Genomic DNA, 13,617 nt, shown 5'->3' with positions numbered 1-13,617 from the left:
GGAGGCTATCATGGCTTGGCTCAAAAGTATGAAAAATAAGTATGTTGTTATGAACTTGCTAAAGGTTGGCGTGACGATTTCTTGTTGCTCCCATCTGTTCGCTTGCGGTGGCGATTCTAGCAACTCATCAAAGGCGACTGTTAACGATGATGGTCGTGAGGTGGGAACCCTTGCGGAAATGGGCCGTTGTACTATTGAGCGCGAGGGCGATACGGTCTATGTTGCCGAAAAGCTGACGGACTATCTTTGTCAAAACAATACTTGGATTGACCTGAGTGAAATTTCGGATGGCAACAATCCTCCCGATGTCATGCCTGGTTCATCTTCTGCCATGTCGGTTTCGTCATCTGCGACATCGGAAAATTCTGAATCGGTTGCAAGCTCTTCGTCCCTTAACAAAGAAGCTTACTCTGGAGATAGTCTGGTCGTGAAGAATCGTTCGATTCTTGGTGTGGCGCAGAAGGGCCCCTTTATGTTCGGTTCTCCCGTTTACTTGCGCGAACTGACCGAAGATAGTCTGAAATACACCGGGATGGTGTATGAGGATGAAGTTAGCAGTAATAAGGGTGATTTTGTGATTCCTAATGTGAGCCTGCTTTCGCCTTATGCGTGTGTTGAGGTTCATGGCCAGTACCGGAATGAAATAACTGGTGAATATTCCAGGGACTCCATCAGTTTGTTTGCTTTGACCGATTTAAAGACTGCGTTGTCGGATGAGAAAAACGAGCCTAGAAATAAGGTCAATGTAAATCTGTTGACCCATCTGGAATATAGTCGCGCTCTATATTTGGTGCGCAAGGGTTATAGCGTGTATGCGGCAAAGAAACAGGCTGACCAGGAAATTATGACCGCCTTTGAATTGCCGACCACAGTCAAGTACAGCGAGAATCTGAGCGTCTTTGAGGATAGTCAGGACGATAATATGAATTATGCCAACGCGAGTCTGATGGTGTTGAGTCTGCTTTTCCTTGGCGAAAGAACTGATGCTGAAATCACGGCTGCGATAGACTCGTTTATCGTAGATTTCGAATCGGACGGCGTTTGGGATGATGCTGAAACAAAAACTGCGATGGCTGATTTTGCAACGAAAATTGATATTTCAGGAATTCGTGCAAATGTCAAGGCTTGGAACATTCTGGATGTTCCGAAGTTTGAGAACCCATTGGAAACCTTCTGGAATAATGTGTATGGATTGGGCGGATGTTCAGATAAGCGCCTGAATGTTGTTGCTCCGAATAGCAACAAGTTGAGCAAGAACTACAACAAGTATTTTATCTGTGATGGTAGTCATTGGAACGACGCAACCACCTATCAGAAGGATCCCTTCGGATGGTCTGCAGGAAAATCTGGCGAATTCAAGAAAGGAAACGTGACAGATACCATATATGTTTTCAATGGCTCCAATTGGGAAGTCTCTAAAAGGGAAACCTCCATCGGCCTTTGCGCGAAAAATAACGCAGGAGTGGTAAGCAAATATGACGGAATATATTACATCTGCAAGAATAGTGCTTGGGAAACGGCGACTGTGCTAGAGTATGATACTTACGGCTGGAAATCTGGTACGGAAGGCGAAGTGAAATCAGGGAGTGTGAATGCTGGTAAATTTTATGTGTATGAAAATGGAGTATGGCGAGCCTCTGCCAATGAAATTGAAGATAGCTTAGGCGCTTGTGTGACTGGTAGGGAGAATGAAAAGAATTCTCTCAATGGTAAGTATTATCTTTGTGAATCAAAAAAATGGGTTCAGATATCGGCTGAAGAATTTGGACTCGGATATTGCTCTACAACGAACGAGGGAATTGTTAGTAAATTGAATAATGTCTATTACATCTGCAAGTCAAAAACTTGGACAGTCGCAACGGCTTTGGAATACGATACCTATGGTTGGAAAGCTGGTACAGAAGGTGAAGTTAGAGCGGGAAAGGTAAATGCAGATAAGCATTATGTGTATGAAAATGGAGCGTGGCGAGCCTCTGCCAATGAAATTGAAGATAGTTTGGGAGCCTGCGTGGTCAGTAGAGAGGGTTCTATTGAAAAAATGGTGTTGAGTACTTCGTCGTACGGTTCTTCCTATCGTTATTACATTTGTAAGTCGAAAGTTTGGACTGATGCGACAACATTGGAGTGTGATACATATGGTTGGAATGCAGGAACGGAGGGCGAAGTTAAAGTAGGGAGTGTGTATACATATAATTATTACATCTACAAGAATGGCAAATGGCAGGCTGCGACGAGTGTGGAAAAAAATCTGGGTGGCTGCACGATAGGTCGCGAGGGTGAAGTAGGGAAATCTGGGACCAACTATTATATATGCAAGTCAATGATTTGGACTATAGCGACAAAATTGGAACTTAATACCTATGGAAAAACTTGCTTGACAGATGGATCAATTGTGAACGGTGAGATTTATTCTTCATACAAATATGTTTGCGATTCTGGAGTATTCAGAGATGTTAATGATTTAGAAGTATCCCTTAACAAAGGGTGTGTCAGCTATATAGAAGGGGATGAAATAAGAATACATTTGTCTTTGTCATATGATTCTGTATATTCATGCAGCAATAGTTTGTGGAATGCTACTAAAGAATTTGTTGGATATGGTTCTTTAACGGATAACCGAGATGGAAAGACATACAAAACAACCGTTATTGGCTCACAAACATGGATGGCTGAGAACTTAAATTATTCTGATAGCACCACATACATAGAAATGAAAGACCGTTCCTGGTGCTATAACAACGATATAGACAGTTGCTCAAAATATGGTCGTTTGTACTCATGGTCTGTCGCTATGGATAGCGTGGGATTTTTTAGTACACATGGAAAAGGATGTGGCTATAAAACGACATGTTGGCGCACTAATCAAGTACGAGGAATATGTCCCGAAGGTTGGCATTTGCCAAATAATACCGAATGGGAAACCTTATTTGCTACAGTTGGTTCCGAGTTCGTTTTAGGAAAGACGGCTGAATGTGGAACATCTTATGCCGGCATACAACTTAAGTCGCAGTATGGTTGGAAATGCTCATACTATGATACTGACTGCAATGGCACAAATACCTATGGTTTTTCCGCTCTTCCTGCTGGCGAAAGAATGTCTGGTAGATTTGTTAATCGTAGAGATGATCTTCATACAATTTTTATAACACCTAACGAGTATAACGAAAATATGATGTATGTAGTGGAAATTGGAAATGGTATTGACGGAAGTATATATCGCACATTTGGCGGAAAGAGCAGTGACGATGGATACTCTATCCGTTGCGTTAAGGACTAGGCCTGCGCCGGGTCTAGCCACGAGTGGTGCGGCCCTTTTCAAAAGAGATTGAATTTTGTATGTGAATTAATAACCCAAGTGTATAGAAAATGACTTAAACCTGCGTGCTATTTTTTTGAAATTGTTAAAAAAGAAAAATCTTGATATGAATGAATTTGAATGTTGTAAAGAATTTTATCTTCTTGAGAAAGAATATAGACTTTTGATTGATGAACTTACCGAGAATCAGGATAAATATGAATGTTATAAAGGATGGATTTGGTTGCAATCAAAACTTATTTATCAGCCAGACATTTTGTTCGTTGGTATAAATCCGAATTATGGAAAAAATTGGAATCAAAATGTGTTTCATTTTCCCGATGTGGGTGAAAGACCGCCTGTATTTTTTGAAGACAACAATGCTCGTTATAACAAGAACCGTTTCGAAAATAAACGAGAACCTACGCATTGGTTTGAATTTTCAGAACATTCGAATAATTCTTTTTCCAAACAAATTGTTGATATTGTACGGGGCTGTGCCGAAAAGTTATATCCAAATGAAAGTGAATGTATAAATGAATCTAAGATGCCTCGATGGGCAGAAACTTTTGGCAAGAAAATTTCTTTTATAAATCTTTATCCCATAGCGACAGACAATTTCAATAATCTTTTATCGCTTTTAAATAAATTTATTGGAAATACTTTGTTCCCGAATTCTGATAATTTATCAAGAAAGAAGCAACGATGGAATATACGCAAATTTTTTATTGATAAAACAGTAACTTTAATTGATTTGGTAAAACCTAAATTGATTGTATGTTTGGGAGGCCGGGCTTATCATGATCTGACAGAAGATGGTGAAAAAATAAGAAAAAATCACCAACGTCTATATCTTGATTCTGAATGTAAATTTATTAATCCAAAATTTAAAAAAGTGATTGGAATGGATCGTTCTGGGAAATGGCCTGTTAACGCGTTGGTTGATGAAATTGTTTGTCGATTGAAATAATGTTTGTGAAAACTCTTTCCTAACAAAATAGCTAAAAAATCTCCAAAACGCTTAGAATGCGCACGCTTCGATATTCTGAAATAACAACTTTCCTGCCTTGAAGTATTCTTCAAGGTAGCTTGGATTCTGGTAATAGCAGTCTGAATTGAAATTGGAAATGTAGCCGCTAATGGCGTTTTTTGTGTCCGAGCTTAAAGCCCTCGTTCACGAAGTGCCCTGCGTTTCTTAATTTCTTCAAGCGGAATTTCCGACATATCAGAGATTTCTTCATCGGTCAGCTTTCCGTTGGCGTGCTTGAGTACGTAGAGCCAAACATCAACGGGGTCGACGATTTCGTCAACGGTCTTGTTGAACCTGGGCTGGTTAACCATAATATACTTATTTTTCGTGAAAATTGCATTGAAAAAGCTTTTGTTCCCTAGTGAACGTTTTGAGCTCATTAGAGCCCCCTTTTTACCCCCATTTTCCGTAGTTTAGCCTTTACTAATTAGCCTATGCTTTCTAAATTTAGCGTGGACTAATAAATAAGGTGTGTTTTTGTCTAATCGGAGCCGTCCTATGGAACAAGTAAAGTTAAGCCAGAGCCTTGAAGACTACTTGGAAATGGTGCACATGCTGCGCCTTGCGAACGGGATTGCCCGTGTCCGCGACATTGCGGCGGCGCTCAAGGTGAAGATGCCGTCGGTTGCCAAGGCGGTAATCGAACTCAAGAAGCTCGGCCTTGTGACGCAGGAACCTTACAGCGGTGTTGAACTCACTTCGGAAGGTGCGCTGGTGGCGTCCCAGATTCTGAACCGTCACATTCTGCTGAAGGGTTTTCTTATCAAGCTAGGCGTGTCCGAGGCAATTGCCGACAAGGATGCCTGCAACATGGAGCACATTCTTTCGGCGGAAACTCTCGAGAAAATCGAGGAGTTCGTGAACTCCCCCAATACGGGTGTGACGGCGAAAAAGTCGAACGCCGCTAAATCTAAGAAAAAGTAAATCGTTGGTGTATGAATAACGAACCGAAGTTTTCGGAACTTAAAAAAGGCGACAAGGCCGAAATTATTGGATACAACACGGGTGATTCGCATTACAAGTCCAAACTTTTGTCGATGGGGCTTGTGCGTGGCGTGGTGTTGCAGGTTTTGCAGGTGGCCCCGCTCGGTGACCCGGTCGAGGTCAGCGTGCTTTCGTACAGGCTTTCGCTCCGTAAACAAGAAGCCGATGTGCTCAAGTTGAGGAGAATCTGATGCCTATCGAGAAAGAGGTTTTCACGATTGCGATTGCGGGCAACCCGAACTGCGGAAAGACTGCGCTCTTTAACTCGCTTACCGGCTCGAACCAGATTGTGGGCAACTGGCCGGGCGTGACTGTTGAAAAGAAAGAAGGCCAGTTCAAGCTCGACAACCACACGATTCGCGTGGTGGACTTGCCGGGCATCTACGCGCTGTTCGCGAACTCCGAAGACGAACGCGCCGCTCTTGATTACTTGCTCAAGGGCGAGGCGGACCTGGTCGTGAACATTCTGGATGCCACAAACCTGGAACGCAACCTGTTCCTCACGAGCCAGCTGATGGAAAAGGGCGTGCCGATGGTCTTGGCGGTGAACATGATGGATATTGCGGCGAGTCGCGGCATCCATGTGGACCTGCACAAGCTCGAAGAAATCCTCGGCGTGACGGCGATTGGCCTCACGGCGGTTTCGCCCAAGAGCTGCGAAGGATTCGTGAATGACTTGCACAAGCTGCTGCATAACAGCCGCGAACTTCCGCTCCCTAAGGCGGTCAAGCATTCCGAAGTTCTTGAAAAGCTGATTGAAGAAATTGCGGAGCCACTCAAGCCCGTAGCTGAAAAACTCGGCGCAAGCCCGCGCTGGACGGCGGTGCAGTACCTGGAACATAGCGGGCGCGTGCTGGAACTTGCCGATGAACTCGGTGTCGAAATCCCGCATGACAAGATTGAGGAGGACTTGGGCGAAGAGGTGGAATTTGCGCTGGCCGATTCCCGCTACTCCTACGCCCGCGACATCGCGAAGGCGGTCATCCGCGACAACACTACCAAGCGCACGCGAACTGACAAGCTCGACAAGCTCTTCTTGAACCGCATTCTGGGAATTCCGCTTTTCCTTATTGCCATGTATCTGGTGTTCTGGTTTGCGGTGAAGGTCGGCAGCGCGTTCATCGATTTCTTCGACATTTTGTTCGGTGGAATTTTCGTGGACGGCATGACGGAACTGTTGACGAAGGTTGGCGCTCCGGGCGTTGTCGTGGCGCTTTTGGCGAATGGCGTCGGTACGGGCATCCAGACGGTATCGACGTTCATTCCGGTTATCTTCTTCATGTTCCTTTGCCTTTCGTTCCTTGAAGATTCCGGCTACATGTCGCGTGCGGCTTTCGTGGCGGATCGCTTTATGCGGTTCCTCGGGCTCCCGGGCAAGGCTTTTGTGCCGATGATTGTGGGCTTTGGCTGCTCGGTGCCGGCGCTCATGGGCACGCGTACGCTCGAAAACAAGCGTGAAAGGTTCCTTACTTTGTTCCTAGTGCCGTTCATGAGCTGTGGCGCGCGCCTCCCGGTGTATGCGCTGTTCGGTGCGGCGTTCTTCGGTGAAAGCGCGGGGACGCTCGTGTTCGGGATTTACCTGACGGGCATTGTGATTGCGTTGATTTACGGCCTGCTCTTGCGCTATACGGTTTTCATGGGCAAGGAATCGACGTTTATCATGGAACTGCCGCCTTACCATTTGCCCAAGGTGCGCAACCTTTTCCGCCACGCATGGCTCCGCCTCAAGGAATTCGTTTTCCGCGCGGGCAAGGTCGTGCTCATTATGGTGACGGTGCTCGGCTTTATGGGCTCCGTCGGCACGGACGGTAGTTTCGGCAACGACAACAACGAAAAGTCGGTGCTGAGTGCCGTGGGTACGGTGATTACGCCGGTGTTTGAACCCTTCGGTGTCGAACGCGACAACTGGCCTGCATCTGTCGCGCTCTTTACGGGGCTCTTCGCGAAAGAGGCGATTGTCGGAACGCTCAACTCGCTGTATGCCATCGAGGGCTCGGGCGACGCTAACACTGCCGAAAAAGCGGGGGAGGCCGGCGCAGCTCCAGACGAGAGTGTGGCCCTTCGGCAGGCTCAGGGACCCGAGTCGTCGTTTAGCCTCAAGTCGACGGTGAAAGAAGCTCTCGTGAGTGTCCCGGCGAACCTGGTAGAAGTCTTTACCTCGATTGCGAACCCGCTGGGCGTCAAGGATGCGATTGCTGAATCCGAAAATGCCGGAAACGAAGGTGCGTACAAGACGATGCAGGCACATTTCAACCTCGGTCGCTTCCAGGTGCTGGCTTACCTGCTGTTCATCTTGCTCTATGTGCCATGCCTCGCCGCCATGGGAACCGCCTTCCGCGAACTCGGTCGCTTCTACGGAACGCTCATGATGGTGCTTCAGACGGTTATCGGCTGGAGTCTTTCGGTACTGTTCTTCCAGGTGACCTGTGGGCATTCCGTCGCATTAATCGTGACTTCACTCGTGCTTCTCGCCGGTGTGGTCGTCGCGCTCGTTGTCATAGGCCGCGACCAACGCAAGAAGAAAGTGTTCGAGTGATTTCGCCTTTGAGTCTGAAAATATTTTATATTTTCGCCCCGACCTCCAGACGAGATTCCGCATGGTACATTTTTTGAATAATTTGAAAATTTCGACAAAGGTGGCTGTTTTTGCCCTTTTGGTCGGATTTTCGCTGTCTTATGCGATTACGTCTATTCCTATTAATGGCGTCAAGGCTTCGGCCACTTTGCCTGACTTGGGACAGAGGAATTTCCGTCCCGAAAATATGGTCATGAAAAAGAACGTGCATCCGTTCTATCAGGTTTGGGGCGCTAAGTACAAGGACAAGCCCATTACATTGGAATTCATTGTTGAGGCGCAGCGTCTTGACGTGATAACTTTGTTCAACGGGTACATGCGCGATTCCTCGTTCTATACGAATTTCAGTCTTGCGAAGAATATAAAGATTTACCAGAACTCGTCGGATAATTTGGTGCGGTCGCTCACGCTCTCCAAGCCGAAGTGGGGTGGTTTCAAGAATCCGCATCCCGACATCATCGTTTTCGAAAAGCCCTTGCAAAATGTATTCAAGATTATTATCGAAATTGAAGACATTTATCCGGGTAAGGCCTGGAACGATGTGTGCATTGCGCTCGTTAAGTTTTGGGGGTTCCCTAGGTTGCCTCGTAAGCTCAAGACGTCGCAGCTGACTGATCCTCGGGATGGCCAAAGCTACAAGACGGTCAAGATTGGGGAACGCGTGTGGATGGCCCAGGATTTGCGCTACAAGACACCAGACAGTCGTCCTTTTACGGATGCTGATGCGCCTAATTTGCGTTTGCCTGCCGATGCGGGACTCGAATATCCTGAATCCGATATTGAAGGAATTTGCCCCGAAGGTTGGCGCCTTCCGACGGAATCCGAATTCGTAGACCTGAAAACGGCGTTTCCTGAAACGTCCACTCTTGATGATTTCTTTGCGGCGTCATTCCGTAGGCCTCTTTATTCCATTCGTGAAGAAGAGACTCCGGGGCGCGAGCAGGGCTATGCAACGGATGTCGAGGAATTTTTCTATCCGACCGATGTCTACGGGTTGAATTTTTCCACATTGACGCGACATTACTATGATAGCGAATGTTCCGAAGAAAGCAGCGAAAAGTTTGCCTTTTCGTCGTACTGGACTTCGGATTCAAAGGAAATTCCCTTGTGGCCTGACGAAGACGGAAATGTCGAAGTGAAACAGTTGCGGTTCTATCGTTTTGGCGGTACCGACTATTGCGAAGCGATGCTTTGCCGCGAAGATTTCCACTTTGTCCGCTGCGTGATGGAATAGTTTTTTTCGCTACATAATTTGCGACAAAATATTCTCACTACAGAATTTATTTGTATTTGATGCGAGTAACGCAAAATCCGCCGGCTTTCACCGGCGGATTGCATTTTGAGGTTCTGTATATGAATTTGGTTGGGACGGTCAATGTTGCTTAGTAGATGAACTGGCATTTGGCTGCGCACCTTTGACGCGCAGCCGATGTTGTTTAGTAAATAAACAACATCTCACGATATTTCGGCAACGGCCACTTTTCGTCGGGCACGATGCTTTCGATCTTGTCGACGATAATGCGGAGATTAGCCATGGCATCAAGAATCGCTTCGTGCTTGTCGCCGAGAGCGGCTTCCATCTGGGCCACAGCGGCTTCGAGTTCCTTGAGCTTTTCGCCGAGTTCGCGGGCGTAACCGTCCACAGCGTAGAAACCCTGGGTCTTGGCCATTTCGTTGGTCTTGAGGGCGTTGCTGTAGGCGCAGAGCACCTGCGGAAGCACCACGTTCTTTGCGATATCGAAAGCAATCTTGCCTTCAATGTGAATCTTCTTGTGGTAATCTTCCATGTTGACTTCGTAGCGGGAATCGAGTTCGCGCTTGTTGAACACGCCGTACTTTTCGAACAGGGCCACATTTTCTTTTTTATTGAGTGCCTGGAGAGCTTCCATGGTGGTGCGCACATTCGGGAGGCCGCGCTTGGCCGCTTCTTCCACCCATTCGTCGGTATAGCCGTTGCCGTTGAAAATGACGCGCTTGTGTTCCTTCACGATTTTCTGCAGCAGGTTCTGCAGTTCTTCGTGGAACTTGTCGGCAGGAACATTGGCGAGCTTGTCGGCGATGATGTCGAAGGCTTCGGCGACGATCGTGTTCAAGATGACGTTCGGTTCGGAGCAGCTCTGGCTGGAACCCGGAGCGCGGAATTCAAACTTGTTGCCGGTGAAGGCGAAGGGCGATGTACGGTTACGGTCGGTCGCGTCGCGGGGGAGCGGCGGCAGCGTGTCGGAACCGAGCTTGAGGGCGCCGGCCTGCTTGCTGGACTTCGGATCGCCCTTTTCGAGCTGGTCGATGACGTCGGCGAGCTGGTCGCCGAGGTACATGGAGATGATTGCCGGAGGAGCTTCGTTGGCACCGAGACGGTGGTCGTTGCCGGCGCTAGCGACTGCCATGCGGAGCAAGTCGGCGTGGGTGTCGACAGCGTAGATGACAGCGCAGAGCGTGGTGAGGAAGATGGCGTTCTGGTGCGGGTCCTTGCCCGGGTTCAAGAGGTTTGTCTTGCCGTAGTTTACGGACCAGTTGTTGTGCTTACCGGAACCGTTGATGCCGGCGAACGGCTTTTCGTGCAGCAGGCAAACGAGGCCGTGGCGGTCGGCAACCTGGCGGAGCACTTCCATAATCTGCATGTTGTGGTCGCAAGCGAGGTTCACTTCCTCGAACATCGGGGCAAGTTCGAACTGGGCCGGAGCGACTTCGTTGTGGCGGGTCTTGGCCGGAATGCCGAGTTTCCAGAGTTCCTTTTCCACATCGTTCATGAAGTTGATGATGCGTGCCGGAATGCTACCGAAGTAGTGGTCTTCCATCTGCTGGTGCTTAGCCGGAGCGGCACCGAACAAGGTGCGGCCGGCCTGGTACAGGTCGGGGCGCTGCAGGTAGAAACGCTTGTCAATCAAGAAATATTCCTGTTCGGCACCGAGCGTGACGGTCACCTTCTGCTGGGCCACGCCGAAGAGACCCATGAGGCGGTCGGCGGACTTCTGGAGAGCCTGAATGGAACGGAGGAGCGGAGTCTTCTTGTCCAAGGCTTCGCCGGTATAGCTACAGAAAGCGGTCGGGATGCAGAGGGTGGCACCGTTGCCGTGACGCTTGATGAAGGCCGGAGAGGTCGGATCCCAGGCGGTATAGCCACGGGCTTCGAAAGTAGAACGGAGGCCGCCGCTGGGGAAGGACGATGCGTCCGGTTCGCCGACGATCAGGTTCTTGCCGCTGAAGGCGAGAATGGCCTTGCCGTCTTCGGGTTCAAGGAAGGAGTCATGCTTTTCGGCGGTAGAACCGGTAAGGGGCTGGAACCAGTGAGTAAAGTGGGTGGCGCCGCGGTCAATAGCCCATTTCTTCATGGCGTGGGCGACTTCGCCTGCGATGCTCGGGTCAAGCGGTGCGCCGCCATCGATGGTGGCGAAGAGCTTTTTGCAAATGTCCTTGGGAAGATATGCGCGCATGGCCTCGGCGTTGAAGACATCTTCGCCGTAGAAGTCGATGTTTGCGGGTGCTGCGGGGAGGTTAGCGCCGGCGTTTTCGCTGGCGATTTCCTTGATAGCTTTTAATCTGTATTCGTTGCTCATGGCAATCTCCTATGAATTTTGTTTTCGGTGCCATGAATGCAAAAATCGTGCCAAAGATGTAAAACGCTCAAAAAATGTTAAAATCGCGCGTTCGACAATGCAAAACGCCTTCGTTTACACAAATTGAATTACACAATGTGTAATAAAATTACTGAAATTACATTTTGTGAAAATTAAGCCGGTGCCGTTTTTTAGGCAATGAGCATCTTTACGCCGATGCCGATGAGGATAATTCCTGCGATGATTTCAGGAATCTTTGTCTTGAAACGCTTGGCGGCGTGACGGCCGATTTCGTAGCCGATAATGCCCATGATAAAGCTTGCAAGTGCAATGGCGCTGGTGGCAAGCACCATGTTCGCGTTCAGAAATGCAAACGAAATTCCGACAGCGAATGCGTCAATACTTGTCGCAACTGAAAGCAGCAAAATGTTTGCAATCGTCAAGTTTTTCGCGGCAATCTGTTCGCCTTCTTCTTCGCCCGCATCACCGCGGACGGCGCCCCAAATCATGCGCCCGCCCAGAATGCAGAGGATGGTGCAGGCGATGGGAGTGCCCACGGAATTGAACCAGCGCTCGGCGAAACTCCCGAGGAAATACCCGAGCAGTGTCATGCCGCCCTGGAATACTCCGAAGCTAACCGCCTGGAGCATGGCGCGGCTGTATTTGATTCCTTTTTTAGAAAGTCCCGTGGCGATTGCGACGGCGAAGCAGTCCATTGCCTCTACAATCGCGATAATGATGATTTCAATAATGCCCATAAGAACGTCATTGCGTAGAATATTTGTTGCTTAAAACGTCATTGCGAGGAACGATAGTGACGAAGCAATCCATTTTACTTACTGAATTTATACCTACCCAACAAATCGAAGTACCTAGCCTTCGGCGAAATCTTTACCGCCGGACGATGTTTGCGTATTGCCGTAGTTTCCTCTTCATCATACACAAAGAAGTATTCGCGAAAGTTGTAGTAATCCTCCGTGCTTCGATAGTATTTAAACATGAATCCTTTGTCGGTGTAGCTGAGTTCTATTGTATCGCGAACCGTAGCCTCGTTTTCGTTCATCTCGTATTCAAAGCATCTCAAATCGTTTTCGGGGTCTCCTACAATAAACTGTGTGTAGTACCTGGGATTATCCGTATAGTAGTCATAGGTCTTTTTATAGAATACGGTGTCGTTGGAAAGGTAAAAGTCGCTGAAATCCCAGAGTTCATCCCAATCCGGACCTCCGGGGGCAAAGCTCAACGAGTAAATGTGACCGTCGATTTTTTTGTACGTGATAGAATCTTCCAGTTCACCCACATAGAAATTCTTTTGAGTGTATATAACGGTGTCGCCGGATTTACTCTGCGAGATGATGGCTTCGTAATTTTTTCCTGTCAAGGCGGTTTCGTCTACATCCCAATAGATGTACTCGACAGAAGAAGACAGCCCCTCTATCATGCGGTCGGTACGCATACTATCTAGTTTTCCATCGCTCCAAAAGTATTTGTAAGACCCGGCCATGCTGTCTACAAAGAAATAGGAAGAATCGCGGTGAACATTCGCAAATGTAAAGAACGATTCGTTATTGTTGACGACTAAATCTGTACAGGTGTTTGATGCTGCAAAACCCGCCAAAAGCATTAAGCAAAATAAGATTTTTTTCATTTGTGTCTCCTAACGTAAAGATAAAAAATTATATTATTTCGTGAAAAGAAAGGAGATGCCCTGTCTGGGCAGGGCATGACATTTTATAAAGGATGGCGTTTTGAAACTGCGTGTTGCTGTCATAGTCTTTGTTTCGGTGTGTGCGCTTTTTGCGGTGGATGCGTTCGTGCTTCCGCCGGTTACTCCCGAACTCAAAAAAGAGGCGCAGGACTATTATAATAATGAATGTAAGGGGTGTCATCGCTGGGCGCGCAAGTTTGCCGCCCCTCCGATGCGCGACAATGTGGAGCATTATGCCGGAAATCCGGAAGGCATGGTGCGTTACCTGATGCACCCGACTCCGCAGCACCCCGACGAGTGGCCTGCCATGGAAATCACTCCGCTTACCGAGGATCAGGCAAAAATGATGACGGCCTGGCTCCTGTACATCCTCAAGAACCCCGACGACCCGGGGAGACCCAAGTAAAAGCGGCCGAAGCCTCCCAATTCTTTTCATTTTCACCCTTAACAAAGGGTGTAAATTTTTTT

General features: G+C 48.0%; 11 protein-coding genes. 7 read left to right on the top strand and 4 right to left on the bottom strand.

All coding sequences use genetic code 11. The features are described from left to right. Positions 1 to 10: 10 nt before the first annotated feature. Both BUA93_RS08425 and BUA93_RS08420 read left to right on the top strand, forming a co-directional pair. On the top strand, positions 11 to 3,277 hold the full coding sequence (locus tag BUA93_RS08425) for a fibrobacter succinogenes major paralogous domain-containing protein (protein WP_175547406.1): 3,267 nt from the start codon (positions 11 to 13) through the stop codon (positions 3,275 to 3,277). Positions 3,278 to 3,398: 121 nt separating this feature from the next. Continuing rightward, entirely contained in the window at positions 3,399 to 4,265 is an 867-nt protein-coding gene (locus tag BUA93_RS08420; protein WP_139257904.1) for a hypothetical protein, read from the top strand. A gap of 191 nt (positions 4,266 to 4,456) precedes the next feature. Here the strand turns inward: BUA93_RS08420 and BUA93_RS08415 are convergent, their stop codons facing one another. Continuing rightward, positions 4,457 to 4,636: a hypothetical protein gene (locus BUA93_RS08415; protein WP_175547405.1), complete on the bottom strand. Its 180-nt coding sequence runs from the start codon at positions 4,634 to 4,636 to the stop codon at positions 4,457 to 4,459. 187 nt (positions 4,637 to 4,823) lie between these two features. Between BUA93_RS08415 and BUA93_RS08410 the strand changes: the two genes are divergently transcribed. The 4 genes from BUA93_RS08410 (at position 4,824) to BUA93_RS08395 (ending at position 9,118) form a co-directional block, all read left to right on the top strand. Further along, complete coding sequence (locus tag BUA93_RS08410; protein WP_072978726.1) at positions 4,824 to 5,249, top strand: metal-dependent transcriptional regulator; 426 nt, start codon at positions 4,824 to 4,826, stop codon at positions 5,247 to 5,249. 11 nt (positions 5,250 to 5,260) lie between these two features. Further along, positions 5,261 to 5,500, top strand: a complete 240-nt coding sequence (locus BUA93_RS08405) for a FeoA family protein (protein ID WP_072978725.1) — start codon at positions 5,261 to 5,263, stop codon at positions 5,498 to 5,500. Beyond that, a complete protein-coding gene (gene feoB / locus BUA93_RS08400; RefSeq protein ID WP_072978724.1) occupies positions 5,500 to 7,845 on the top strand; it encodes a ferrous iron transport protein B in 2,346 nt (781 codons plus the stop codon). Before BUA93_RS08405 ends, feoB begins: the two co-directional genes overlap by 1 nt. Positions 7,846 to 7,906: 61 nt before the next feature. Further along, positions 7,907 to 9,118, top strand: a complete 1,212-nt coding sequence (locus BUA93_RS08395; protein WP_072978723.1) for an FISUMP domain-containing protein — start codon at positions 7,907 to 7,909, stop codon at positions 9,116 to 9,118. Between the two features lie 202 nt (positions 9,119 to 9,320). On the opposite strand, the gene BUA93_RS08390 is transcribed toward BUA93_RS08395, so the two are convergent. The 3 genes from BUA93_RS08390 to BUA93_RS08380 all read right to left on the bottom strand — a co-directional run bounded on the left by BUA93_RS08390 (position 9,321) and on the right by BUA93_RS08380 (position 13,089). Beyond that, positions 9,321 to 11,441, bottom strand: a complete 2,121-nt coding sequence (locus BUA93_RS08390; RefSeq protein WP_072978722.1) for a glutamine synthetase III family protein — start codon at positions 11,439 to 11,441, stop codon at positions 9,321 to 9,323. Between the two features lie 191 nt (positions 11,442 to 11,632). Then, positions 11,633 to 12,199 carry a manganese efflux pump MntP gene (locus BUA93_RS08385; RefSeq protein WP_072978721.1) on the bottom strand — a complete coding sequence of 189 codons (567 nt, stop codon included), beginning with the start codon at positions 12,197 to 12,199 and terminating at the stop codon, positions 11,633 to 11,635. A gap of 74 nt (positions 12,200 to 12,273) precedes the next feature. Further along, positions 12,274 to 13,089 (bottom strand): hypothetical protein, encoded by an 816-nt coding sequence (locus BUA93_RS08380; protein WP_139257903.1) that lies wholly within the window; start codon positions 13,087 to 13,089, stop codon positions 12,274 to 12,276. A gap of 100 nt (positions 13,090 to 13,189) precedes the next feature. Here BUA93_RS08380 and BUA93_RS08375 point away from each other — a divergent pair, with 100 nt between their 5' ends. Further along, positions 13,190 to 13,555, top strand: a complete 366-nt coding sequence (locus BUA93_RS08375) for a c-type cytochrome (protein WP_139257902.1) — start codon at positions 13,190 to 13,192, stop codon at positions 13,553 to 13,555. The last annotated feature ends 62 nt before the right edge of the window (positions 13,556 to 13,617 follow it).

The sequence above is a fragment of the Fibrobacter sp. UWH4 genome (assembly GCF_900142475.1).
Lineage (GTDB): Bacteria > Fibrobacterota > Fibrobacteria > Fibrobacterales > Fibrobacteraceae > Fibrobacter.
Note: the sequence above shows the minus strand (reverse complement) of the source record. Positions and strands in the feature narration are given on the sequence as shown.

Bases quoted from the DNA above. Each gene is read 5' to 3' on its own strand.
- BUA93_RS08425 (WP_175547406.1), top strand. From the start codon at position 11: ATGGCTTGGCTCAAAAGTATGAAAAATAAGTATGTTGTTATGAACTTG.
- BUA93_RS08415 (WP_175547405.1), bottom strand. From the start codon at position 4,636: ATGGTTAACCAGCCCAGGTTCAACAAGACCGTTGACGAAATCGTCGAC.
- BUA93_RS08410 (WP_072978726.1), top strand. From the start codon at position 4,824: ATGGAACAAGTAAAGTTAAGCCAGAGCCTTGAAGACTACTTGGAAATG.
- BUA93_RS08405 (WP_072978725.1), top strand. From the start codon at position 5,261: ATGAATAACGAACCGAAGTTTTCGGAACTTAAAAAAGGCGACAAGGCC.
- feoB (WP_072978724.1), top strand. From the start codon at position 5,500: ATGCCTATCGAGAAAGAGGTTTTCACGATTGCGATTGCGGGCAACCCG.
- BUA93_RS08395 (WP_072978723.1), top strand. From the start codon at position 7,907: ATGGTACATTTTTTGAATAATTTGAAAATTTCGACAAAGGTGGCTGTT.
- BUA93_RS08390 (WP_072978722.1), bottom strand. From the start codon at position 11,441: ATGAGCAACGAATACAGATTAAAAGCTATCAAGGAAATCGCCAGCGAA.
- BUA93_RS08385 (WP_072978721.1), bottom strand. From the start codon at position 12,199: ATGGGCATTATTGAAATCATCATTATCGCGATTGTAGAGGCAATGGAC.
- BUA93_RS08380 (WP_139257903.1), bottom strand. From the start codon at position 13,089: ATGAAAAAAATCTTATTTTGCTTAATGCTTTTGGCGGGTTTTGCAGCA.